The 22,368-nt window shown below is 71.0% G+C and carries 21 protein-coding genes; 17 read left to right on the top strand and 4 right to left on the bottom strand.

The window, feature by feature from the left end; translation table 11 throughout:
* Nucleotides 1–54: 54 nt before the first annotated feature.
* The 13 genes from J7E97_RS27685 (at nucleotide 55) to J7E97_RS27625 (ending at nucleotide 13,306) form a co-directional block, all read left to right on the top strand.
* Complete coding sequence (locus tag J7E97_RS27685) at nucleotides 55–1,347, top strand: extracellular solute-binding protein (protein WP_215032689.1); 1,293 nt, start codon at nucleotides 55–57, stop codon at nucleotides 1,345–1,347.
* Complete coding sequence (locus tag J7E97_RS27680; RefSeq protein ID WP_215032686.1) at nucleotides 1,340–2,329, top strand: carbohydrate ABC transporter permease; 990 nt, start codon at nucleotides 1,340–1,342, stop codon at nucleotides 2,327–2,329. Before J7E97_RS27685 ends, J7E97_RS27680 begins: the two co-directional genes overlap by 8 nt.
* Nucleotides 2,326–3,156, top strand: coding sequence for a carbohydrate ABC transporter permease (locus J7E97_RS27675; RefSeq protein WP_215032684.1), 831 nt, complete (start codon nucleotides 2,326–2,328; stop codon nucleotides 3,154–3,156). Before J7E97_RS27680 ends, J7E97_RS27675 begins: the two co-directional genes overlap by 4 nt.
* A 35-nt stretch (nucleotides 3,157–3,191) precedes the next feature.
* On the top strand, nucleotides 3,192–4,577 hold the full coding sequence (locus tag J7E97_RS27670; protein ID WP_215032682.1) for a glycoside hydrolase: 1,386 nt from the start codon (nucleotides 3,192–3,194) through the stop codon (nucleotides 4,575–4,577).
* 81 nt (nucleotides 4,578–4,658) lie between these two features.
* The gene (locus J7E97_RS27665) at nucleotides 4,659–5,693 is read left to right on the top strand and encodes an endo-1,4-beta-xylanase (protein ID WP_374224257.1); all 1,035 of its coding nucleotides are present in this window, start codon (nucleotides 4,659–4,661) and stop codon (nucleotides 5,691–5,693) included.
* Nucleotides 5,690–6,736 carry a Gfo/Idh/MocA family protein gene (locus J7E97_RS27660; RefSeq protein ID WP_215032680.1) on the top strand — a complete coding sequence of 349 codons (1,047 nt, stop codon included), beginning with the start codon at nucleotides 5,690–5,692 and terminating at the stop codon, nucleotides 6,734–6,736. The genes J7E97_RS27665 and J7E97_RS27660 overlap by 4 nt, the downstream gene beginning before the upstream one ends.
* Nucleotides 6,733–7,593 (top strand): PmoA family protein, encoded by an 861-nt coding sequence (locus J7E97_RS27655; RefSeq protein WP_215032678.1) that lies wholly within the window; start codon nucleotides 6,733–6,735, stop codon nucleotides 7,591–7,593. Before J7E97_RS27660 ends, J7E97_RS27655 begins: the two co-directional genes overlap by 4 nt.
* Entirely contained in the window at nucleotides 7,590–8,333 is a 744-nt protein-coding gene (locus tag J7E97_RS27650; protein WP_374224255.1) for a cupin domain-containing protein, read from the top strand. Before J7E97_RS27655 ends, J7E97_RS27650 begins: the two co-directional genes overlap by 4 nt.
* Entirely contained in the window at nucleotides 8,333–9,799 is a 1,467-nt protein-coding gene (locus J7E97_RS27645) for a non-reducing end alpha-L-arabinofuranosidase family hydrolase (protein WP_215032674.1), read from the top strand. The genes J7E97_RS27650 and J7E97_RS27645 overlap by 1 nt, the downstream gene beginning before the upstream one ends.
* Nucleotides 9,800–10,045: 246 nt before the next feature.
* A complete protein-coding gene (locus J7E97_RS36870; RefSeq protein ID WP_215032671.1) occupies nucleotides 10,046–10,777 on the top strand; it encodes a DUF6328 family protein in 732 nt (243 codons plus the stop codon).
* A complete protein-coding gene (locus tag J7E97_RS27635; RefSeq protein ID WP_215032669.1) occupies nucleotides 10,774–11,007 on the top strand; it encodes a DUF6480 family protein in 234 nt (77 codons plus the stop codon). Before J7E97_RS36870 ends, J7E97_RS27635 begins: the two co-directional genes overlap by 4 nt.
* Before the next feature lie 167 nt (nucleotides 11,008–11,174).
* The gene (locus J7E97_RS27630) at nucleotides 11,175–12,359 is read left to right on the top strand and encodes a zinc-dependent alcohol dehydrogenase (RefSeq protein WP_215032666.1); all 1,185 of its coding nucleotides are present in this window, start codon (nucleotides 11,175–11,177) and stop codon (nucleotides 12,357–12,359) included.
* A gap of 62 nt (nucleotides 12,360–12,421) precedes the next feature.
* Complete coding sequence (locus J7E97_RS27625; RefSeq protein WP_215032663.1) at nucleotides 12,422–13,306, top strand: SDR family oxidoreductase; 885 nt, start codon at nucleotides 12,422–12,424, stop codon at nucleotides 13,304–13,306.
* A 65-nt stretch (nucleotides 13,307–13,371) separates the two neighbouring features.
* On the opposite strand, the gene J7E97_RS27620 is transcribed toward J7E97_RS27625, so the two are convergent.
* Together J7E97_RS27620 and J7E97_RS27615 are read right to left on the bottom strand one after the other, a co-directional pair.
* Nucleotides 13,372–14,961 carry an NAD(P)/FAD-dependent oxidoreductase gene (locus J7E97_RS27620; protein ID WP_215032660.1) on the bottom strand — a complete coding sequence of 530 codons (1,590 nt, stop codon included), beginning with the start codon at nucleotides 14,959–14,961 and terminating at the stop codon, nucleotides 13,372–13,374.
* 152 nt (nucleotides 14,962–15,113) lie between these two features.
* Nucleotides 15,114–15,443, bottom strand: a complete 330-nt coding sequence (locus J7E97_RS27615; RefSeq protein ID WP_215032657.1) for a plasmid stabilization protein — start codon at nucleotides 15,441–15,443, stop codon at nucleotides 15,114–15,116.
* A gap of 567 nt (nucleotides 15,444–16,010) precedes the next feature.
* Here J7E97_RS27615 and J7E97_RS27610 point away from each other — a divergent pair.
* The 3 genes from J7E97_RS27610 to J7E97_RS27600 all read left to right on the top strand — a co-directional run bounded on the left by J7E97_RS27610 (nucleotide 16,011) and on the right by J7E97_RS27600 (nucleotide 20,046).
* Nucleotides 16,011–18,326: a prolyl oligopeptidase family serine peptidase gene (locus tag J7E97_RS27610; RefSeq protein ID WP_215032654.1), complete on the top strand. Its 2,316-nt coding sequence runs from the start codon at nucleotides 16,011–16,013 to the stop codon at nucleotides 18,324–18,326.
* Between the two features lie 116 nt (nucleotides 18,327–18,442).
* Entirely contained in the window at nucleotides 18,443–19,537 is a 1,095-nt protein-coding gene (locus J7E97_RS27605) for a glutamate--cysteine ligase (RefSeq protein ID WP_215032651.1), read from the top strand.
* Between the two features lie 233 nt (nucleotides 19,538–19,770).
* Nucleotides 19,771–20,046: a hypothetical protein gene (locus J7E97_RS27600; RefSeq protein ID WP_215032648.1), complete on the top strand. Its 276-nt coding sequence runs from the start codon at nucleotides 19,771–19,773 to the stop codon at nucleotides 20,044–20,046.
* Nucleotides 20,047–20,216: 170 nt separating this feature from the next.
* On the opposite strand, the gene J7E97_RS27595 is transcribed toward J7E97_RS27600, so the two are convergent.
* Nucleotides 20,217–20,471, bottom strand: a complete 255-nt coding sequence (locus J7E97_RS27595) for a DUF6479 family protein (protein ID WP_215032645.1) — start codon at nucleotides 20,469–20,471, stop codon at nucleotides 20,217–20,219.
* 99 nt (nucleotides 20,472–20,570) lie between these two features.
* Nucleotides 20,571–20,987, bottom strand: coding sequence for a CBS domain-containing protein (locus J7E97_RS27590; RefSeq protein ID WP_215032642.1), 417 nt, complete (start codon nucleotides 20,985–20,987; stop codon nucleotides 20,571–20,573).
* A 234-nt stretch (nucleotides 20,988–21,221) separates the two neighbouring features.
* Between J7E97_RS27590 and J7E97_RS27585 the strand changes: the two genes are divergently transcribed.
* Nucleotides 21,222–22,352: an amidohydrolase gene (locus tag J7E97_RS27585; RefSeq protein WP_215032639.1), complete on the top strand. Its 1,131-nt coding sequence runs from the start codon at nucleotides 21,222–21,224 to the stop codon at nucleotides 22,350–22,352.
* The last annotated feature ends 16 nt before the right edge of the window (nucleotides 22,353–22,368 follow it).

Below are 22,368 nucleotides of genomic sequence, written 5' to 3'. Positions count from 1 at the left end.
AGTATTGCGAAAAAGTTTCGAGCACGCATCGGCATTCCCCCACCCGGAGGTCCCATGGCCAGCACCCCCCCGAGCCGACGCCGCTTCCTGGCGCTCTCGGGCCTGACCGCACTGTCCGTCCCGCTGGCCGCGGCCTGCGGCGGTGGCAGCTCCGGCGACAGGCCGGCGGCCGACGGCAAGGTGACCTTCGCGTGGTGGAACATCGCCACGACGGAACCGGGCAAGTCCCTCTTCCCGCAGATCTCCTCGGCGTTCACGGCCGCTCACCCGAACATCACGATCAAGGCGACCTCGTTGGAGAACGAGGCGTTCAAGTCCAAGCTGACCGCGAGCACTTCTTCGGGCAAGCTCCCCGACGTCTTCCAGACCTGGGGCGGCGGCGTGCTGCGGCAGCAGGTCGACGCGGGGCTGGTCGAGGACCTCACCGACGTGTTCGGCTGGTCGTCCGAGCTCACCCCGGTCTCGCTGCAGGCCTATCAGATCGAGGGCCGGACCTACGGGGTGCCGTACGACGTCGGCATGGTCGGCTTCTGGTACAACAAGAAGCTCTTCGCCCAGGCCGGGATCACCGCTCCGCCGGCCACCTGGGCCGAGTTCCTCGAAGACGTCAAGAAGCTCAAGGCGGCGGGCGTCACTCCGATCGCCCTCGCGGGCAAGGAGAAATGGCCGGGCCACTACTACTGGGCCTACCTCGCGATGCGCGTCGCAGGTCTCCCTGCGCTGCAACAGGCCGCGACCACCAAGGACTTCACCGGCGCCGGGTTCGTCCAGGCAGGCACCCACCTCAAGGAGCTGGTCGACCTCCAGCCGTTCCAGACGGCCTTCCTCGGCGCCGGCTACTCCACCCCCGGCGGCCAGGCCGCGACCATGGGCAACGGCAAGGCCGCCATGGAGCTGATGGGGCAGTGGGCACCGTCGGTACAGAAGGACGCGGGCGCCGACCTCGGAGCGGACCTGGGCTTCTTCCCCTTCCCGACGGTCGACGGCGGTGTCGGCCAGGTCACCGAGGTGTTCGGCGGTGGCGGCGGCTTCGCGCTGCGCAAGGGAGCCCCGAAGGAGGCCCTGGACTTCCTGAAGTTCTTCGTCCTGGAGAACGAGTCGAAGCTGCTGGCCTCCAACGGCTACCTGCCGGTGGTCAAGGGCGCGGAGAGCCAACTCACCGACGCCAACAGGAAGGTGGTGGCCGACAGCCTGGTCAAGGCGACGGGCTTCCAGCTCTTCCTCGACCAGGCCTACCCGCCGGCGGTCGGCAGCGAGGTCAACGACAGCGTCGCCGACCTCATCGCGGGCAAGAAGACGCCCGAGCAGGTCACCAAGTCGATCACCGAGGCTGCGAAGGGTGCCTAGCCCCGTGTCCACCCTGACCAAGGAGCGGACGCAGGACGCCGTGCCGGTACGCCCGGCCGCCCCGGCCCGGTCGCTCCTGCGCGGGTTGGGCAGCTGGGCGTCGGTCGCCTGGTTCCTCGTCCCGGCTCTGGTCCTCTTCCTCGTCTTCGTCCTCGCCCCGATCGCCGTCGCCGTCTACACCGGCTTCTTCAAGTGGGGCGGGACCGGCCCCATGGCCGACTTCGTCGGCTTCGAGAACTACGCCAAGCTGTTCGGCGATCAGGTCTTCCTCGGCGATCTGGGGCGCGGGCTGTACCTGATCACCCTGTCGATCACGGTGCAGTTGCCGTTCGCGCTGTTCACCGCGGTCCTGCTCAACCAGAGGCTGCGCGGCCGGGCCGTCTACCGCATGCTGTTCTTCGCGCCGTACATCCTGTCCGAGGTGGTCACGGCGGTCCTCTTCACGATGATCTTCCTTCCCGGTGACGGGATGGCCGACCATCTCGCCGGCGTCCTCGGCCTGGAGTGGCTGCAGGGCAAGTGGCTCGCCGATCCCTCGACGGTCATGCCGACCCTGTTCGTGGTCATGACCTGGAAGTACTTCGGCTTCCACATGATGCTCTTCCTCGCCGGGCTGCAGAGCATCCCGGGCGAGATCCTCGAGGCCGCCGCCATCGACGGCGCCGGCGCCTGGCAGCGCTTGCGGCACGTGACGCTGCCGCTGCTCGGCCCGACGATCCGGATCAGCGTCTTCCTGTCGATCATCGGGGCCATCCAGCTCTTCGACCTCGTCTGGGTCATGACCGCGGGCGGGCCCAACCACTCCTCCGAGACGATGGCGATCTCGATGTTCCAGTTCGGGTTCAAGCGCTACCAGGTCGGCTACGCCAGTGCGATCAGCGTGGTGTTGTTCATGATCAGTCTGGTCTTCTCCCTCTTCTACCAGCGTTACGTCCTCCGCCGTGACCTGAGCGGGGCCGTCACCTCGGGAGGTGGCCGATGAACGCCCGCAGGACGGTACGCGGCCTGTCGCTGCACGCCGTGGTCTGGCTGATCGGCGCGTTCGTCGTCGTGCCGCTGATCTACGCGGTGATCTCCGGGTTCAAGAGCACCGGCGAGCTGACGACCAACCCGTTCGGGCTGCCGGAGCACTGGAAGACCGGCAACTACACCGGCATCCTCGGCGACGGAATGTTCTGGCGGCAGATCGCCAACAGCGCGGGCATCGCGATCGGCACGACCTGCTGCACGGTGGCGGCCTCCGCGATGGCGGCGTTCGTGCTGGCCCGCTACGCCTTCCGGGGCAGGGAGCTGTTCTACACGCTGTTCACGATCGGGCTGATGTTCCCCTTCGCGGTGGCCGTCCTGCCGCTCTTCCTGCTGCTCCGCAACTTCGAGCTGCTCGACAACCCGCTCGGAGTGATCCTCCCGCAGGCTGCCTTCGGGCTCCCCATGACGATCATCATTCTGCGCGGTTTCTTCCGGACCATCCCGGCGGAGGTCGAGGAGGCGGCCGTCATGGACGGCTGCGGCAAGTTCCGCTTCTTCTGGAAGATCCTGCTGCCGATGGCGCGTCCGGCGCTCGGCACGGTCTCGGTACTGGCGATCGTCGCGAGCTGGAACAACTTCTTCCTGCCGCTGCTGGTGTTCAACGACCCGAAATGGCAGACGGTCCCGGTCGGCGTCCAGCAGTTCCAGGGCCAGTACTCGACCGACTACGCGCTCGTCCTCGCCTACATCGTGCTCGCCATGGTCCCCGCCCTCGCCTTCTACGCCGTCGCCGAGCGACAGCTGATCGGCGGCCTCACCGCGGGCGCCACCAAGGGCTGACCCCGTCCCGCGACCTCCACCCCCGAGGAGACGTTGTGAAACGCCTGATCGCATTGACCGTTCTGATGTTAGCGTTAACATCACAGGCGGTGGCCGCCCCCGCTCCCGCCCCCGCGCGCCCCGCCATCGACTTCCGCGCCGAACTCCAGCCCATCGACGGATTCGGCTTCTCGATGGCCTTCCAGCGGGCCGACCTGCTGCACGGCGCACGCGGCCTCAGCCCGGCCAAGCAGCGCGAAGTGCTCGACCTGCTGCTCAGCAAGGACAAGGGCGCGGGCCTTTCGATCCTGCGCCTGGGCATCGGGTCGTCGACCGACAGGGTCTACGACCACATGCCGACGATCCTGCCGGCCGATCCCGGCGGGCCGGACGCCACGCCGAAGTACGTCTGGGACGGCTGGGACGGCGGCCAGGTCTGGCTCGCCAAGGAGGCCCAGGCCTACGGCGTCAAACGGTTCTTCGCCGACGCCTGGAGCGCCCCGGCCTTCATGAAGACCAACGGCAGCGAGAACGGCGGCGGCGAGCTACTGCCCGAATGGCGTCAGGCCTACGCGAACTACCTCGTCCAGTACGCGAAGTTCTACCGGCAGGAAGGCATCGGGATCACCGACCTGGGATTCACCAACGAACCCGACTGGACGGCGACCTACGCCTCGATGCGCTTCACCCCGCAGCAGGCCGTTGACTTCCTCAAGGTGCTCGGGCCGACCGTTCGCGCATCCGGACTGAAGACCGAGCTGGTCTGCTGCGACGCCGCCGGCTGGGACCGGCAGGTCGCCTACACCGAGGCCATCGAGGCGGACCCCGCGGCCGCCAAGGCCGTGCGGACCATCACCGGCCACCGCTACAGCGGTCCGACCGAGGTACCGCAGCCGACCGACAAGGGGGTGTGGATGTCGGAGTGGTCGCCGGACGGCTCCACCTGGAACGAGAACTGGGACGACGGCAGCGGCTACGACGGTCTCACCGTCGCGGCCGACATCCAGAACACCCTGACCGTCGGCAACGCCAATGCCTACGTCTACTGGACCGGCGCGTCCCTCGGCGCGACCCGAGGGCTCATCCAACTCGCCAACCCCGGTGACGAATACCGCGTGTCCAAGAGGTACTGGGCGCTCGCCGCCTTCAGCCGGTTCATCCGCCCCGGCGCCGTCCGCGTGCCGGTCACGAACGCCGACCCGGCGCTGCGGATCACGGCCTTCCGCAACACCGACGGCAGTCGCGTGATCGAGATCCTCAACACCGCGACCACCGAAAGCTCCACCGAGTTCTCCCTTCGCGGCGGGCACGACCGGCACCCCGACGGCTACGTCACCGACGAGACCCGCTCGATCACCCCGGCCGGCATCGTCTCCACGCACGGCACGACCCTCACGGCGACGCTCGCCCCGCGCGCGCTGACCACGATCGTCCTCGACTGAACCGACCAGCATCCCGAGGAGCCCGTCATGTCCAAGTCCAAGTCCAAGTCCAAGTCCATGTCGAAGTCCATATCCACGTCCATGCCCCGGATTCTCACCGCACTGTCCGCCGCCGTCTGCCTCGCGGCCGGTCTCGCCGTCGCGCCCGCGGCCGCCGAGCCCCGTCCCCGGACGCTCGGCGAACTGGCCAAGAAGCACCACAAGTACTTCGGCTCCGCCACCGACAACCCCGAGTTCACCGACGCCGCCTATCTGAAGCTCCTCGGCAGCGAATTCGGGCAGACCACCCCCGGCAATGCCATGAAGTGGTACGCCACCGAGCCCGAGCGCGGCGTCTTCGACTTCACCGCCGCCGACGAGGTCGTCGATTTCGCCAAGGCCCACCACCAGAAGGTCCGCGGCCACACCCTCATTTGGCACAACCAGCTCCCGGCATGGCTCACCGAGGGCACCTGGAGCGCCGACGAGCTGCGCGCCGTCCTCAAGAACCACATCCAGACGGAGGTCCGGCACTTCAAGGGCCAGGTGATCCACTGGGACGTCGTCAACGAGGCCTTCAACGAGGACGGCACCTACCGCGAATCGCTCTTCTACAAGACGCTCGGCCCCGGCTACATCGCCGACGCCCTGCGCTGGGCCCACGAGGCCGACCGGCACGCCAAGCTGTACCTCAACGACTACAACGTCGACGGCATCGGCCCCAAGAGCGACGCCTATTACACCCTGATCAAGCAGTTGAAGGCCGACGGGGTCCCGGTGGAGGGCTTCGGCATCCAGGGCCACCTGGCGCTCCAGTACGGCTTCCCCGGCGACGTCCAGCAGAACATGCAGCGCTTCGCCGACCTCGGGGTCGACGTCGCGGTCACCGAGCTCGACATCCGGATGGCCCTCCCCGCGACCCCTTCGATGCTCGCCACCCAGGCCACCTGGTACGCCGACTACGTCAAGGCCTGCCTGGCGGTCAAGAAGTGCGTCGGCGTCACCATCTGGGACTACACCGACAAGTACTCGTGGATCCCCTCCGTCTTCCCCGGTGAGGGCGCGGCGCTGCCCTACGACGAGAACCTGCTGCCCAAGCCCGCCTACTACTCGATCAAGGAGGTGCTGGGCGGATGATCAGAACGGCGATCGTCGGAACGGGCGGGATCGCGGGCATCGCTCACGTTCCCGCCCTCCGGGCGCAGGCGCACCGGGCCGTGATCGTGGCAGCCGTCGACGTGGACGCCTTGCGCGCCGAGGCGTTCGCGGCCGAACACGGCATTCCCGCGGTCTACACCGACCTGCACACGATGCTCGACGAGCAGAGGCCGGACCTCGTGCACTTGTGCACGCCTCCGTTCCTGCACGCCGAGCAGGCCGTGGCCTGCCTGGAGGCGGGGGCGTGGGTGTGGTGCGAGAAGCCGGTGGCGTTGTCCCTGGCCGAGCTCGACCGGATCCGTGCCGCCGAAGGGCCCGCCGTCGCGGGCGGGGTGTTCCAGCACAGGTACGGCACGGGGGTCCGGTACCTGCGCGATCGGATGGCGGCCGGGACGCTGGGCCGTCCTCTGGTCGCGCAGTGCGTCACGGCGTGGTACCGCGACGACGCCTACTACGACGTCCCGTGGCGCGGCACGTGGGAGAGCGAGGGCGGTGGCCCGACGCTGGGCCACGGCATCCACCAGATGGACCTGATGCTCGCGGTGCTCGGCGAATGGGCCGAGGTCCGCGCGATGGCCGGCCGCCTGGAGCGCGACGTGCAGACCGAGGACGTGTCCGCGGCCCTGGTCCGGTTCGAGAACGGAGCCATCGCGACGGTCGTCAACAGTGTCCTCTCCCCACGCGAGGAGAGCTACCTGCGGTTCGATCTCACCGACGCCACGGTCGAACTGCGGCACCTGTACGGCTACTCCAACGCGGACTGGACGTTCACCACCGGGTCGTCCGGCGTGAAGTGGGAGCCGCCGGGCGACCTGCCCAGCTCGCACTCCGCCCAGCTCGCGGCCTTCCTCGACGGTTACGACGCGGGGATCCGGCCCGACCTCGGCCGGTCCACCATGGAACTGGTGACCGCCTTGTACAAGGCCGCGATCACCGGGCTGCCGGTCCGGCGCGGCGAGATCGACGCGGCCGACCCGTTCTACGGCTCGCTCAACGGGGGGCGTCCGGGGGTGTTCCGATGACGTTCGAACTCCGCGAGGGCGAGGACTCGCTGACCGTCCGAGCTCGCGGCGTCGACCTCTTCCGGTATGTGCACCGGCCGGTCACGGACCCCTTCGAGGCGCCGAAGCCCTACCTGCATCCGGTGCGCACGCTCGCCGGCGACGTGGTCACCGGGTACCGGCCGCACGACCACCGCTGGCACAAGGGCATCCAGATCACGGCGTCGTGGGTGTCGGGGCAGAACTTCTGGGGCGGTGGCACCTACCTGCGCGGCCAGGGCTACGTAGACCTGCCGAACCTCGGCACGATGCGCAGCCTCACCGTGTCCGCCGAAACAGGTCAGGGCCGCACCGTGATCACCGAGGACCTGGCCTGGCACACGATGGCGGGGGAACACTGGATCGACGAGCGCCGCACGCTGACCGCACGCGACGTCGAGGCCGACTCCTGGACCCTGGACGTCACCACCGCGCTGACCAACGTCCTGGACGCCGATCTGATGTTCGGCAGCCCCGGCACCCAGGGCAGGAAGCTCGCCGGATACTCCGGTCTGTTCTGGCGCGGCCCGCGCGACTTCACCGGCGGCGAGGTGATCGGCCCCGCGATGGGCGAGCAGGGCGACTGGTTGGCCTTCATCGGCACGCACGACGAGGTGGACCGCTCCTCCACGCTCCTGTTCCTGGACGATCCGGACGCCCCCTGCCACTGGTTCGTCCGCAGTGAGCCCATCCCCGCCGTCAACCCGTCCCTGGCGTTCGACAAGGAACTTCCGCTGCCCCCGGGCGACACCCTGTCGCGCCGCTACCGGATCGTCGTGGCCGACGGCGCATGGACCCCCGGGCGCCTGTCCCGCCATATCGCGGAACACCCGTGGTGACCCGGCTCCCCGGCAGCGTGGGGATCTCCGAGCTGACCGTGTACGACTGGGAGGCCGCCGACGGGCTGTGCGGCGGCGCACCCCACATGCACCTCGTCTGCTCCGAAGCCTACGTCGTCATCGGCGGCGCGGGCAGCGTCCAGACCCTCACCACCTCCGGCTTCGCCGACACCCCGCTGCACCCCGGCGACGTCGTCTGGTTCACCCCCGGCACGATCCACCGCCTCGTCAACGGCGGCGGCCTGCGCCTCGTGGTGCTCATGCAGAACAGCGGACTCCCCGAGGCAGGCGACGCCGTCTTCACCTTCCCCGCTCCTGTGCTGGCCGATCCCCACGCCTACCGGGCGGCGGCCGCCCTGACCGGCGACGGGGCCGCGGCAGCGCGCCGCCGCCGCGACCTGGCACTGGAGGGTTTCCTGGCCTTGCGCGAAGGCGGACTGCGGGAGTTCCACATCGCGGCCCACTGCCTGAAGAGCGACCTCCTGGACGCCTGGTGGATCCGCTGGCGTGACGGCCCCCTGGCCGCAGCCGCCGCGACCGGCCTTCAGCTGGAACGGCTGAAGGCCGGAGACCTCTCTCACCTCGGCCACGGCGAAGTGTCACGACTGGAGCGTCCGGAGCACCAACTCTTCGGCATGTGCGGCCGCCTTCACACCTATCCCGTCCCAGACCCCCCGACGCGGCCGCTCCGCGGTGCGCCGGGGTCACCTCACCCCCACCCCCCAAAGGAGCTCTTCTGATGTGGTTTCGCCATCCACCCCGGGTCCTGAGACTCGTACTCGCGGCCCTTTCGTCGTTGCTGCTCGGGGCTACGCTCCTCAGTGCCCAGCCCGCCGCCGCGGCGACCGTTGACCCCAACGCCTCGTACGCGCTGGTCAACCGCAACAGCGGCAAGGCCCTGGACGTCTACAACCTGGCGACCAACGACGGCGCGCGCATCACCCAGTGGACCAGGAACGACCAGAACCAGCAGCTGTGGCAGTTCGTCGACTCCGGCGGCGGCTACTACCGCATCAAGTCCCGCCACTCCGGCAAGGTGCTGGACGTCCACAACGGGTCCACCGCCAACGGGGGCTCGATCGTCCAGTGGGCCGACCTGAACGCCACCAACCAGCAGTGGCGGCTGGCCGACAGCTCGGGAGGCTACGTGAGGTTCATCGCGCGTCACAGCAACAAGGCCCTCGAAGTACAGGGCGCCTCCACCGCCGACAACGCGAACATCGTCCAGTACGACGACTGGGGTGGCAACAACCAGCAGTGGCAGCTCGTCCCGGTCGGCGGCGGCAACCCCGGCCCGTGTGATCTTCCGTCGACGTACCGCTGGACATCGACGGGCCCGCTGGCGCAGCCCAAGCCGGGATGGGCCTCGCTCAAGGACTTCACCGTCGTCCCCTACAACGGCAAGCAGCTCGTCTACGCGACGACGCACGACACGGGGAAGAGCTGGGGTTCGATGAACTTCGGTCTGTTCACCAACTGGTCGGAGATGTCCTCGGCCAGCCAGAACGCGATGTCGAACGCCACCGTCGCACCCACGCTCTTCTACTTCGCACCGAAGAACATCTGGGTGCTCACCTACCAGTGGGGCGGCGGGAGCGCCTTCTCCTACCGGACGTCGAGCGACCCCACCAACCCCAATGGGTGGTCATCACAGCAGGTGCTCTTCTCCGGAAGCATCACCGGCTCCGGGACCGGACCCATCGACCAGACGCTCATCGGTGACGCCACGAACATGTACCTGTTCTTCGCCGGCGACAACGGCAAGATCTACCGGGCCAGCATGCCGATCGGGAACTTCCCGAGCAGCTTCGGCTCGTCCTACACGACGATCATGAGCGACACGACGAACAACCTGTTCGAAGCCCCGCAGGTCTACAAGCTCCAGGGCCAGGAGCGCTACCTCATGATCGTCGAGGCGGACGGCTCGCAGGGCCGCTACTTCCGCTCGTTCACGGCCACCAGTCTGAGCGGCTCATGGACACCCCAGGCCGCGACCGAGAGCAACCCCTTCGCCGGCAAGGCCAACAGCGGCGCCACCTGGACCAACGACATCAGCCACGGCGAACTGATCCGCACCGGCCCCGACCAGACCATGACCGTCGACCCCTGCAATCTGCAGTTGCTCTACCAGGGTCGCGACCCCAGCTTCAACGGCGACTACGGCCTTTGGCCCTACCGGCCGGGCCTGCTGACACTGCGCCGCTAACGGCGTGACACGGGCCCGGCTCCGATGCGGAGCCGGCGTGGCGGGCTCGGCCGAAGGGCCGAGCCCGCCCTGGTGCCGTCGAAGGCCCCCCGTCCTGCGGCACCAGCGGATCCCGAGCCGGAGGAGGGGGTGAGCGTCAGACCCCGGAGGGCGGCGGAGGGTCGGTCCGTGACTGAGCAGGCCCTGGGCGGGTAGGCGCCACGCGAAACGCGGCTCGGTGTCGGGCCCGGTCCCGAGGAGGCCAAGGTGGACGCGAGAGGCCCTGGTCCGGGCGATCGGACGGAAACCGTCGACGAACGTGCCGACCGCTTGTGGTGCGAGCTGCTCCACGAGGTGCGGGTCGCGCTGACCGGAGTGCAGCTCCTGTTGGCGTTCCTCCTGGCAGCTTCCTTCACCCCGGCGTTCCAGGAGCTGGGGCGCCTGGACCAGTACATGTATGTGGCATGCGTGCTGCTCGGCGCCGCCGCTACGGGCGCCCTGATCGCTCCGGCGTGCGTCCACCGGCTCGTCAGCGGCCTCGGGGTCAAACCCGAGACGGTGGTGTGGGGCGCCCGGCTGACTTCGGCCGGGCTGTGCCTGCTGCTGGCGATGGTCGCGCTGGCCCTGCTCATCGTGCTGCGGACGGTACTCGGCGCATGGGTGGCGCTGGCCCTGGACGGAGGGCTTCTGCTGTGGTTCGGGCTCTGCTGGCTGGTGCCCGGCCTGCTGCTTCGGCGCGAGGCGATACGGCGTGCTTCGGCTGTCCCGCCGGGCGGCGACGGCTACGCGCAGCCGCACCGGGCGCAATCACCGGCGCGCGGCGGGGGACCGCGCGGAGCTGTCCGCGGCGCAGGAACACGTAGCGGACTTCCCGCCCGGCCCGAGGGCGGCGCGCCCCTTCCGCCGGTGTACGAGACGGTCGATTCGCCGGGTATGGGTTCGAGGTCACCGGGTAGGCGCCAGCAGCAGGACCGGACCCACGGAAGAAGACCGACATGAGCTCCTTCGACAACCCCGACCCCGACCCCGAGCGTCTCCCAGGGCTCGACCGCGGTGGTGGTGTGCCGCCCGGAGAGACACCGCCGGCCGAAGCGAGCACCACCTCCGGTGCGGGCCCGTACCGCCGGCCGAAGCCCGGCTGGGGCAAAGGTCCGCTCATCGTGATCTGCGTCGTCGCCGTGCTCTGCGCACTGTTCTTCCTCGCCTACGCCATCGTGCTCATCACGTGACGTGGTCCGAACGGAACCAGCCCCCTCGCGGTGGTGACCCGGAGCGCTCAGTGCATCGGATGCGAACCGGCTCGGCAGCTCGCCGAGCGGTTCGAGCGTGGTGCGGACACGGCCTGCGCCGGGCGGGGGATCCAGCACCTCCGACGCAACCGAACGAAGGTGACCTCGTGAAGGCACTGACCTGGCACGGCAAGCGCGACGTCCGCGTCGACACGGTCCCGGACCCCACGATCCGGGAGCCCACCGACGTCATCGTCAAGGTGACGAGCACCGGCCTGTGCGGATCGGATCTGCACCTGTACGAGGTCCTCGGCCCCTTCCTCGAATCCGGAGACATCCTCGGACACGAGCCCATGGGCATCGTCGAGGAGGTGGGCCCCGAGGTGACGGCCCTGCGCCCCGGAGACCGCGTCGTCATCCCCTTCAACGTGTCGTGCGGCACGTGCTTCATGTGCGACCGGGGGCTGCACTCGCAGTGCGAGACGACGCAGGTCCACGAGCACGGCAACGGCGCGTCCCTCTTCGGCTACACCAAGCTCTACGGCCAAATCCCGGGCGGCCAGGCCGAATACCTGCGCGTTCCCTTCGGAAACACCCTCCCCATCGCCGTCCCGCCGGGCCCGCCGGACGACCGGTTCGTCTACCTCTCCGACGTCCTGCCCACCGCGTGGCAGGCCGTTGACTACGCGGCCGTACCGCCCGCAGGCACCGTCGCCGTCCTCGGGCTCGGCCCGATCGGGGACATGTCCACCCGTATCGCCGCTCACCGCGGCGCGAGCAAGGTCATCGGCATCGACCTCGTACCGGAACGCCTCCGGCGCGCCCACGCCCACGGTGTCCACACCTTCGACCTGAACGAGTACGGGGACGAGATCACCGAGGCCGTGCGGGAGATCACCGACGGCCGAGGCCCGGACTCCGTCATCGACGCCGTCGGGATGGAAGCCCACGGCGCCGCCCTGGCCAAGGGCATGCAGCAGATGACGACACTGCTGCCGAACGCGCTGGCGGCGAAGATGATGCAGCGCGCCGGGGTGGACCGCCTCTCCGCCCTCTACCTGGCCATCGACCTCGTCCGCCGGGGCGGCACCATCTCCCTGTCGGGCGTCTACGGCGGCATGACCGACCCCTTGCCGCTGCTGACCATGTTCGACAAGCAGATACAGCTGCGCATGGGCCAGGCCAACGTCTGGCGCTGGGTCGACGACCTCCTCCCGCTCCTCACGGACAACGACCCCCTGGGCGTCGAGGGCTTCGCCACCCACCGCATGCCGCTCGCGGACGCGCCGGCAGCGTACGAGATGTTCCAGAAGAAGCAGGACGGCGCGGTCAAAATCCTCTTCAAGCCCTGATCCCGCCCGGCCGGCTCGGCGCTGCCCCGGGCCCGTGTGGCGCACACGGACGAGGAGGCGCCATGGGAGACCCACGCCGGCCACTGCGCGGCCGCACCGTCGTGGTCACCGGCGCCGCGCGCGGAATCGGCGCGGCGATGGCCCGGGAACTCGACCGGCGCGGGGCGCGCGTGGCTCTCCTGGGGCTGGAAGCGCCGCTGCTGGCAGAGGTCGCGGGCACGATGCGCCACCACTGCGCCTGCTGGGAGGTGGACGTCACCGACGACGAGGCCATGGCGCGGGCGGCCCGGGAGGTCCGTGCACTCCTGGGGCCGGTTTCCGCCGTGGTGGCCAACGCGGGCGTGGCCGCGGGCGGCTCCTTCGCCGACTCGCCTCCCGACGTGTGGCGCCGCGTCATCGAGGTGAACCTCATCGGCAGTGCCGTCACAGCACGCTCCTTCCTTCCCGCACTCCTGGAGACGCGCGGTTACTACTTGCAGGTCGGCTCGCTGGCAGCACTGAGCGCCACGCCGTTGATGAGCTCGTACTGTGCCTCGAAGGCCGGCGCCGAGGCCTTCGCGCACTCCCTGCGCGCCGAGCTGGCCCACCAGGGAGTGGGCGTCGGTGTCGCCTACGTCAACTGGACGGACACCGAGATGATCCGCGACGGCGACCGGCACGCGGCCCTGCGCGAACTGCGCGCCCACATGCCGCCGCCCGCCCGCAAGGTCCACCCGGCCGAGCAGGTGGCGGCGCGGCTGGTTACCGCGGTGGAACGCCGCCGGCCGGCCGTTTACGCACCTGCCTGGCTCCGTGCCGTGCAGCCGGTGAGGGCCGCCCTTCCGCCGATCGTCACCCGGTTCTCCCGGTTCGAGCTGCCCCGCGTGGCCCGCCGGTCGCCCCTCAAGGCGACCGGCCTGCTGGGCAGCGGTGGCCGCGCCGACGAGGACGCCCGGCGCCGCCGCTGACACCTCGGGCGTGTTCCCCGGTGTTCCCCGGTGTTCCCCCTTGTTCACTCCGTCGCGGCGGCCGCTCAGACGCGCTGGGCGCGGTGGAGGATCGTGTGCGGCCCGTGCCGCCGCAGGGCGGCCCGGGCGGCGTTCGCGCCGGGTGCGCCGTGGACGCCGCCTCCGGGGTGTGCGGCGGCGGAGGCGAGGTAGAGGTTCTTCACGGGAGTCTCGGGGCGGCCGGTGCCCGGGGTGGGGCGGAAGACCAACTGTTGGTGGAGAGCGGTGGTGCCGTTGTTGATGGCGCCCCCGTGGAGGTTCTCGTCCATGGCCTGGAGGGTGGTGGGGGCCAGGATCCGGCGGGCACGGACGAGCGCACGGAAGCCCGGTGCGTAGCGTTCGACCTGGGCTTCGACGCGGTCGGCCATGGCCTCCTGCTCACGGGCGTCCCACCGGCCGGTGATGCCGTCGGAGCCGGCGTCGGAGGTGATGCGCTGCGGCAGATGGGTGTAGGCCCAGGCCGATTCCGTACCGGCGGGCGAGCGGCTGGGATCCGCGGTGGTCATCTGGCCGAACAGCACGAACGGCTCATCGGGGACGTGCCCTGTGGCGATCTGTGCGGCGAACCGGGTCAAGCCGTCGACGCCGTCGGCCAGGTGGACCGTACCGGCGCCGGAAGCCGCCGCCGCGGTCCAGGGCACCGGACCCGTCAGTGCCCAGTCGATCTTGAAGGTCGCGAAGTCCCACTGGAACCGTTCCAGGTCCCGCACGAGGCGCGACGGGAGGTGTTCCTCGCCGACGAGCTCGCGGTACAGGGCCGGCGCAGAGGTGTCGGCGAGCACGGCCCGCCGCGCCTCGACGCTTTCGCCGCCGGCCGTCACGACGCCGACCGCGGTGCCTGCGCGTACGACGACGGACGTGACCCTTTCCGCGCAGCGCAGCACTCCGCCCCGGCGGCGCAGACGGCTCACGAGCGCCGCCGTGAGGGCGCCGGCCCCGCCCACCGGTACAGGGAAGCCGTGGCTCTGGCCGAGCATGGACATCAGCCAGCCGAAGCCGCCGCTGCCCGCCGCCTCGGGGGCCAGATCCGCGTGGAGGGCGTTACCGGCCAGCAGGAGCCGGCCACCGTCCCCGGCGAACTCCTCCTCACCCAGACGGCGCACGGGCAGGGCCAGTTGCCGGGCCAGCCGCAGCCCTCCGGAGGCGCGGAGCTTCGCGGCCAGCCGCAGGCCGGAGCGCACCGGCGGGAAAGGGGTGAACAAGGCCTGGACGATGTCCGGCCCGAGCAGGCTCCACGTCCGGTACATGTTCTCCCAGGCGTCGGCGTCGGCAGCGGCGAAGCCGGCCAGCCCGGAGCAGGTGTCCCGCACCCGGCGCTCCAGGACCGCGCACCGGCCGTCGAGCAGCGGATGGGCCAGCACGGAGGGGGCGTGGCTCCAGCGCAGCCCCTCCGCGGCGAGGCCGAGTCGGGCGAGCACGGGGGAGGCGGCCGCGAGCGGGTAGAAGGCGCTGAACAGGTCCGAAACGTAGTCGGGGTGGACACCCCGGTCGCTGCGCACCGCTCCGCCGGGCTCGTCCTGCGCTTCCAGGACCTCCACGCTCCATCCGGCGTCGACCAGCAGGTTCGCGGCGACGAGCCCGTTGGGGCCGGCGCCGATCACCACCGCGTCAGGCACGGAGCACCTCGCCGTACTGGTGACGGACAGCCATGGAACTGATCCTCCTGCGCAGATGTGCGGGGAGAGCCGCGACGCACGGCCGGGCCTGGACGTCGGCACCGGCGCGGACCGGGCGGCCCTCCGCGGGCCGCCGTTCCGTCAGGCGCGGGTCAACTCCCCAGAGCGCTCTTGAGCTGCTGCTTGTTCATGGTCGAGCGGCCCTCGATCCCGCGCTTCTTCGCTTCCTGGTAGAGCTCGTCCTTGGTGCGTTCGGACGAGCCGCCACCGCTGCGGGACTTCTCACCACCGCGCTGCGAGGCGGACTTGCCCTGCGTGGAACTGCGACTCGCGGTCTTGCTCTCGCCGGACCGGGCACGTTCCTTGTTCACGGTGCGGGAGGCCATCTCCTTCGCGCGCCCTTCGGACATGCCGCGCTCCTCGCCGGATTCCTTGATGTGCTCGTACTGTCGTTCGCGCTTCTGGCTGGATCCACGAGGCATGACGAACCTTTCATCGACGGGTGTGCCTTCATGCCATCGTGCGCGTACCCGAGCCTGCCCGCATCACACCCATGAGCTTCCGGAGCTTCCCGAGCTGTATGAGCCTCGAAAGGCCAACCGGTTCGGCGGGCGGCGGAAGGCGAGCGTAGGGCGCTCCGGTCGGCGCGACGCTTGCGAACGACGGTGCCGTCGAAGGCCGTCCGCCGATATCTGCGCCGGTATTTTCCCCGACATCTCTGCCGGAGCCAGTCGGGTGATGTCAACGACCAGAAAGGCCATCCGCCGTCAGGCCATCACGGCGCGTCGGCTTGGGCGATGCCCCAGCGGGCAGGTGCCACATATGCCTGCCCGCCACGGCTCAAGACGGATCAGGGCGGCAGGGCCAGACCTCGCGAGGCAAGGCCCCTCGAACCACGGGCCGGAGAGGCGGACATGCCCTTGGATCGCACGACGTCACCGCAGTCCGGGGCCGCAACGGCCCGGCGCGACGGCCCGGACGGCGCCGGCGGTCCCCAGGGGGTCGCCGCTCCAGAGGCGGCCGCCCCGGCCACCGGGGACGCTGGGGTCATGGAAGCCGAGGCGACCGCGTCCCAGCCGCTGCCGGCCCCCGTACCGGTTCGGATGCCCGACCACGGCGGGGGAGACCCGCCGACCCTCCTCACCGTCCACGGCTGCTGGTACCCCTCGGCCGACCCCACCGGCGAGCGCGTGGCGTTCATCTGCGACCGGGCGGGCGTCCCGCAGCTGTGGAGCGGGCCGGCCCGGGGGGACGAGGCCCACGTTCTCGACGGTGGCCCCGACCCGGTGATCGAGGTGTCCTGGTCCCCCGACGGGCGCTGGATCGCTTACACCTCGGCGCCGGGCGGCGGGGAGCACACCCGCGTACTCGTGGTGCGCCCGGACGGCACCGGGCGGCGGGTCCTCGCGGGCGCCGAGCCGGGTGGCTCCGCGCACCTGGGCTGCTGGACCCGGGACGGCGCGGCCCTGGCCGTCACGGTCGCCCAAGCCTCCGGTGCGGGCGCGGAGCACACGGGGGCCGGACACCTCCTTCCGGACACCGTCGACGGAGCACCCGGGGCGGGCGCGGCGCCCGAGCCGGCATGGGCCGAACGCGACGGGCCGGCGGCCCTGCTGGGCGGAGCCGCCGCATCCCCGGCCGACCGACAGCGTGCCGTCGCGTCCCCGGCCGACCGACACCGTGCCGTCGCGTCCCCGATCGACCGACACCGTGCCGTCGCGCAGCGCGCCCACGTTCCGGCCCCCGGGCCCGCGCACCGAGGGCCGGCCATGGGCCTGCCCACGGTCCCGGACCTGACTACGGTCCCGGACCTCGGTACGGTCCCGGACCTGACCACGGTCCCGGGCCTCGGCGCGGTCCCGGACCTCGGTACGGTCCGGAGCGGCGGACTCGCGGCCTACCTGATCGACCCGGACGGCGCCGACGCTCCGGCCTTCCTCTTCGCCGAGGAAGGAGCCGCCTCCCTGCGGGTGTGCGACGTAAGCCCGCAGGGACGCCTCGCGCTGGTGCGCCGCGGGCCGCGGGGCCGACGGGAGGCGCTCGTACTCGACACCACCTCCGGCCGCATCGCCTTCGCGCTCCACGTCGCCGACGGCGACCCCTGGATCGGCCGGTTCTCGGCCGACGCGCGAACCCTGTGGTTGCGCAGCGACGCGGAACGGGAGTTCGCGGCGCTGCTGCGGGTTCGACTGGACGAGGACGGCGTCTGCCAGGACCTCTCCGTCGCGGCCGAGCGCGAGGCATCCGCCCTCGACCTGCTCAGCGTGCCCGACCACGGTCGGTGGGCCCACCTCGCCTGGAACGTGCACGGAGCCGTCGAACTGGAGGGCGTGGGCCTGCCGGACGCGCAGGACGCGGACGGCGCCGTGGGACCGCACCACCGGCCGGTCCTGCCCCACGAGGTGGTGACCCGCATCTCACCGGCGGGCGGCGGCGGAGCGTTCGTCGCCCTGTCCGGTTCGCGCCGACGGCCCGGCATCTGGGAACTGGCGGACGGCTTCGCGCCGCTGCGCACCGGCTGGTCGGCCCGGGACGAGGACGCGGCCCCGCCCGGCCGGCCCCCCGTACGCCCCGTGCCCCTGCGCTGCCGCTCCAGGGACGGGTTGCTGCTCGGCGGCTGGTACTACCGGGCTCCGGACCATGACGCGGGCCGCCCGGCCCCCTGCGTGATCCACCTCCACGGCGGCCCGGAGGAACAGGAACGGCCGGTCTTCAACCCGCTCTACCACGAGCTCCTCGGCAGGGGCCTGGACGTGTTCGCCCCCGACGTCCGCGGCTCTTCCGGCTGGGGACGGTCCTTCGTGGACGCCGACCTCGGCGCCGGCCGGTTCGCGGCGATCGACGACGTCGCCGACTGCGCCGCGCACGTGGTCGAGCTCGGGTACGCCGACCCCCTGCGGCTGGGGGTGATGGGGCGCTCGTACGGCGGCTACCTCACCATGGCCTCCCTGGTCTGGCACCCGGACCTCTTCCGCGCCGGAGTCGCCGTCTGCGGGATGTCGGACTTCGCCTCGTTCTTCGCCGGTACGGAGCCGTGGATCGCGCAATCCGCCGCCGCCAAGTACGGCCACCCCGAGCACGACCGGGACCTCCTGCGCGCGCTGTCCCCGATGAGCCGCGCCGACCAACTGCGCGCCCCGGTGCTGACCGTCCACGGGGAGCACGACACCAACGTGCCGCCGACCGAGTCCGAGCAGTTCGTCCGAGCGGCACGTGAGCGGGGGGTGCCCGCGGAACAGCTGACCCTCCGCAACGAGGGGCACGACTTCCTGAGGGCGGACAACCGGCGGCTCTACCGCCGGGCCGCGGCGGACTGGCTGGAGCGACACCTCGGCGCGATCGCGCCTCCGTGGGAGTCGTCCTGATCCGGGGGCTCAGGGGATCCCGGAACCTTTCGGGCCACCTCGCGGCAAGAGTTCGGCCCACGGGACGGTATGTCCGATTTTTGGATGATCATGCAGATCAGGGGTAGTCGTCGAGCGTGATCACTTTGGGCGTCGAAGAAGAGTACCTACTGGTGGATCCGACGACCGCGCTTCCCCGGCCGTGGGTCGACGACGTGCGCAGGATCGCGGGCGTCGGGCCGCTGGCCGAGGACGGTGAGGTCCAGGACGAACTCCTTCAGGCACAGATCGAGGTCGCCACCCCGATCTGTAGCGGGCTGGAGGAAGTGGGGGGCCATCTCCTACGGCTGCGGCACGCGGTCGCTTCCGCCGCCGAGGAACGGGGCTGTCGGCTCCTCGCCTCGGCTGCCGCCCCGGTCAGGGACACGGCTCCCGTCCCCGTCACACCGAAGCCCCGCTACCGCAAGATGGAGGACGAGGCGCGGCAGCTGGTGGACGAGCAGCTGATCTGCGGGATGCACGTCCACGTGGCCGTGCCTGATCCGGAGACCGGCGTGGCGGTGCTGAACCGCATCCGGGTCTGGCTTCCGACGCTGCTCGCGATGTCGGTGAACTCGCCGCTGTGGGACGGGAGGGACACCGGGTTCGCGAGCTGGCGGACGATCGTCTTCGGCCGCTGGCCCGTCAGCGGCCTCCCGCCGTACTTCCACGGGTACTCCGACTACGAGGAACGGGTAGAGGCCCTGCTCTCCTCCGGGGTCATCGCCGACCGCGGACAGCTGTACTGGCAGGCCCGCCTCTCCGACCGCTACCCGACCGTGGAGATCCGCTGCCTGGACGTCCAGCTGCGGGCGGACGACGCCGTCATGCTCGCGGGCATCGTGCGCGCCCTGGTCGAGGTCGCCATCGCCGAGGAGAAGGCCGGAGCCCCTCCCGCCCCGTGCCCGCCGGAGCTGCTGCAAGCCGCGAACTGGCACGCGGCCCGCCACGGTCTGGGCGGCTACCTGGTCGATCCGCAAGGGCGTCGCCGCAGCAGCGGAGACGTCCTGTGCATGCTCCTGCGCCACATCGGTCCCGCGCTGGAGGACAGCGGCGACCACCGCGAAGTGGGCTCCCTCGTACACCGGCTCCTCCAGGACGGAACGCCGGCGGACCGGCAGCGGCGTGCGCTGGCGGAAGGCGGCATGCCCGCCCTGCGGAAGCTGCTCCTGGCGGTTTCGCCCGCGGGCTGAGGGTGCTGTGAAGGGAAGGGTTCGCCGGGTCGGTCGGCGGCTCGGGCCGACTGGTCCGGCGTCGGTCGCCCTGCGCGCGCGCCTCGGCGAGGGGCCCGAACGGATGACCCGGCCGGTGTCGCGGCGGGTCGCGGGCCACAGCCGGGTGGCTCCCTCCGTCAGGATGGCCCCGGCCACCGGGCCTCCGTGAGAGCCCGGCCATCGGGCCGTCCGCGAGGCAGAAGGAGTCTGTAATGCTGGAGAGGCAGCGCCGCAAGAACGCTACCGAGGTCACCTTCGTGTTGCCCGACGGCGATCCGCCGGGACCCGTCAGTGTCGTGGGAACGTTCAACGACTGGCGGCCCGGGACCCACGTACTGGAATCCCGCCCGGACGGAACGCGCGCGGTGACGGTCTCGCTGCCGCCGAAGGCGACGCACACCTTCCGGTACCTCGCCGCCGGTGACTACTGGTTCGACGACGATGCGGCCGACGGCCACGACGGAACCAATAGCCGTCTGCGCACCTGACCCGCGCGGACGAGCACTGACTCGCGGACGGGCACGGCCGCGGCCGTAAACGCCCGCCCGCGCGCCCGCCCGGCCGCGCCGCGGCCCCCGTCCGCGGCTCGGCCGCCGTGGACGGCGGGCCGCTGGACGGGGGCCGCTGGAGGGGGCCCGTGAGGCGCGTCTGCGGGACGTCAGCCCGGATCGTCGTCCTCGGTGCCGCGTGTCCCGATGTTCCCGTATCCCTTCATCTCGTGCGCCGTACGGCGGCTCCCGTCGTCGGGGAAGTCGGCTCCGCCCGCATCCGGGCGCGCCGCCCTACGACCCGGGGTCGCCGTTTCCCGGCCGGTGCGGGATGAAGTACGTCGCTTGATGCCCCACCACACGGCCCCGATCAACAGGGCGGTGATGAGGACGCCGATGACGAGCAGGACGAAGAAGTTCGGCATGGAGGTCCCTTTCCGTCGCGTCGCGTGCCGCAGGCCCGCCGCGACAGCGATTCACTGCGTGTACGTCGGCCGGGCGGGCCTTGGTGACCACCGCGCAGTTCAATCCGTGGACAGTGCCTCCAGCAGTTCGCCGACCTGCGCGTCGGGGAGGGCCCGGGCGACGTCCGCCTGCGCGACGATGCCGACGAGCTGGTGGCCGTCGATGACCGGAAGCCGCCGGACCTTGTGAGAGATCATGGTGCGCAAGATCTCGCCGGCCTCGTCGTCCGCGCCGATCGTGACCGCCTCGCCCTGCGCGAGCGTGCCGACCTTGGTGTTGGCGGGGTCCTTTCCGGAACCCAGGACCTTCACCACGATGTCGCGGTCGGTGAGCATTCCCTTCAGTTTGTTGTCGTTTCCGCAGATGGGCAGGGCGCCGACCCCCAGGTCGGTGATCTTCCGCGCGGCGTCGAGGACGCTCTCGTCCTCGTTGATGCAGTCCGCGCCCTCCGTCATGATCTCGCGTGCCGTGGTCATGGGATCCGATCCTCTCGACTGTGCCGTGGGATGTGTTGGCGAGTGTGGGATGTGTCCCTCCGCCTCCGCGCCTTCCCAGCCGGAGGGCGACCTAACGCGCCGACTCCCGCCCGTGCGCGCGGTCGCTTCCTCGTGTCGCGCCGCAGGACGAGCCGGCGGGTAGGGGAGAAGGAGGAGAAACGGGGAAGGCGAGGCGGGAGCACGCTCCGCCCCGTCGCGCGCAGGAGGAGAGACATGGCCCACCGTGGTGACGCGCTGTACGACCGCATCGGCCGGGCGTGCGCCCGACGGGCGGACCGGCTGTGGGACGTGAGCCGGATCCTCCACGCGGATCCGGAGACCGCGTACGAGGAGCACCGGGCGGCTCGTCTCCTCGGTGACGAGCTGGAAGAGGCGGGCTTCGCGGTCCGACGGGGGACGGCCGGCCTGGACACCGCCTTCACGGCCGACTGGGGGGACGGGGGTGGCGACGGGGACGGCCGGCGCGTCGCTCTGTTGCTGGAGTACGACGCGCTGCCCGGGCTCGGTCATGCCTGCGGCCACAACCTGATCGCCGCTGCCGGGCTGGGAGCCGCCCTCGCACTGCGTGATGCGCTGGGCGGGGGATCGGGCCGGGTCACCGCCATCGGGACGCCCGCCGAGGAGCGCGGGGGCGGCAAGGTGGCACTGGCCGCCGCCGGGGTCTTCGACGACGTGGACGCCGCCCTCATGTTCCACCCGGGGGTGCACGACTGGTCCTGGGCTCCCCTGACCGCCCAGAGGCAGGTCCGGGTGGGCTTCCGGGGCCGGGCCGCACACCCGACCGGCGACCCCGAGGGAGGGATCGACGCCCTCGCCGCCCTCATCCAGCTCTTCAACACGGCGGCCGCGGTCGCCCGGCGGCTACCGGCGGGCTCCCACGTCCAGGGCATCGTGACGGAGGGCGGTACCGCCACCAACATCGTTCCGGCCTACGCGGAAGGGCTCTTCGGGCTCCGTGCCGCGACCACGGAGGCCCTCGACGACTTGGCCGCGCTGGTCGGCACGTGGGCCGGGGGAGTGGCCACGGCCACCGGTACCACGGCGGACGTCACGCCACTGGGCGACGGCTACGCCCACTTCCGCGACAGCACGGTCCTGTCCGAACGCTTCGCCGGACACCTCGCCCGGGGGTCCGGCATCGAGCTGACACAGCCCGAGGCGGGAACGTACCTGGGTTCGTCCGACATCGGGGACGTGAGCCTGCGCGTACCCGCCATCCACCCCTTCGTCGCGATCGTCCGGCTCGCTCACCCGGGTCTCCTGCGGTTCGATCTGCTCCCGGGCGGCCGCCCGCGGCACCTTCTCTCCACGTACATGCCGATCCAGCTGCGTTTCTCTCCCTGACGGGCGGGCAAGCGCC

This window comes from Streptomyces sp. ISL-66 (assembly GCF_018614135.1).
Taxonomy (GTDB): domain Bacteria; phylum Actinomycetota; class Actinomycetes; order Streptomycetales; family Streptomycetaceae; genus Streptomyces.
Note: the sequence above shows the minus strand (reverse complement) of the source record. Positions and strands in the feature narration are given on the sequence as shown.

Coding starts and splice junctions, on each gene's coding strand:
- J7E97_RS27590 (WP_215032642.1), bottom strand. CDS start 20,987: ATGACCACGGCACGCGAGATCATGACGGAGGGCGCGGACTGCATCAAC.
- J7E97_RS27615 (WP_215032657.1), bottom strand. CDS start 15,443: ATGCCTCGTGGATCCAGCCAGAAGCGCGAACGACAGTACGAGCACATC.
- J7E97_RS27625 (WP_215032663.1), top strand. CDS start 12,422: ATGGGAGACCCACGCCGGCCACTGCGCGGCCGCACCGTCGTGGTCACC.
- J7E97_RS27635 (WP_215032669.1), top strand. CDS start 10,774: ATGAGCTCCTTCGACAACCCCGACCCCGACCCCGAGCGTCTCCCAGGG.
- J7E97_RS27685 (WP_215032689.1), top strand. CDS start 55: ATGGCCAGCACCCCCCCGAGCCGACGCCGCTTCCTGGCGCTCTCGGGC.
- J7E97_RS27585 (WP_215032639.1), top strand. CDS start 21,222: ATGGCCCACCGTGGTGACGCGCTGTACGACCGCATCGGCCGGGCGTGC.
- J7E97_RS27675 (WP_215032684.1), top strand. CDS start 2,326: ATGAACGCCCGCAGGACGGTACGCGGCCTGTCGCTGCACGCCGTGGTC.
- J7E97_RS27660 (WP_215032680.1), top strand. CDS start 5,690: ATGATCAGAACGGCGATCGTCGGAACGGGCGGGATCGCGGGCATCGCT.
- J7E97_RS27655 (WP_215032678.1), top strand. CDS start 6,733: ATGACGTTCGAACTCCGCGAGGGCGAGGACTCGCTGACCGTCCGAGCT.
- J7E97_RS27645 (WP_215032674.1), top strand. CDS start 8,333: ATGTGGTTTCGCCATCCACCCCGGGTCCTGAGACTCGTACTCGCGGCC.
- J7E97_RS27595 (WP_215032645.1), bottom strand. CDS start 20,471: ATGCCGAACTTCTTCGTCCTGCTCGTCATCGGCGTCCTCATCACCGCC.
- J7E97_RS27610 (WP_215032654.1), top strand. CDS start 16,011: ATGGAAGCCGAGGCGACCGCGTCCCAGCCGCTGCCGGCCCCCGTACCG.
- J7E97_RS27600 (WP_215032648.1), top strand. CDS start 19,771: ATGCTGGAGAGGCAGCGCCGCAAGAACGCTACCGAGGTCACCTTCGTG.
- J7E97_RS27665 (WP_374224257.1), top strand. CDS start 4,659: ATGCCCCGGATTCTCACCGCACTGTCCGCCGCCGTCTGCCTCGCGGCC.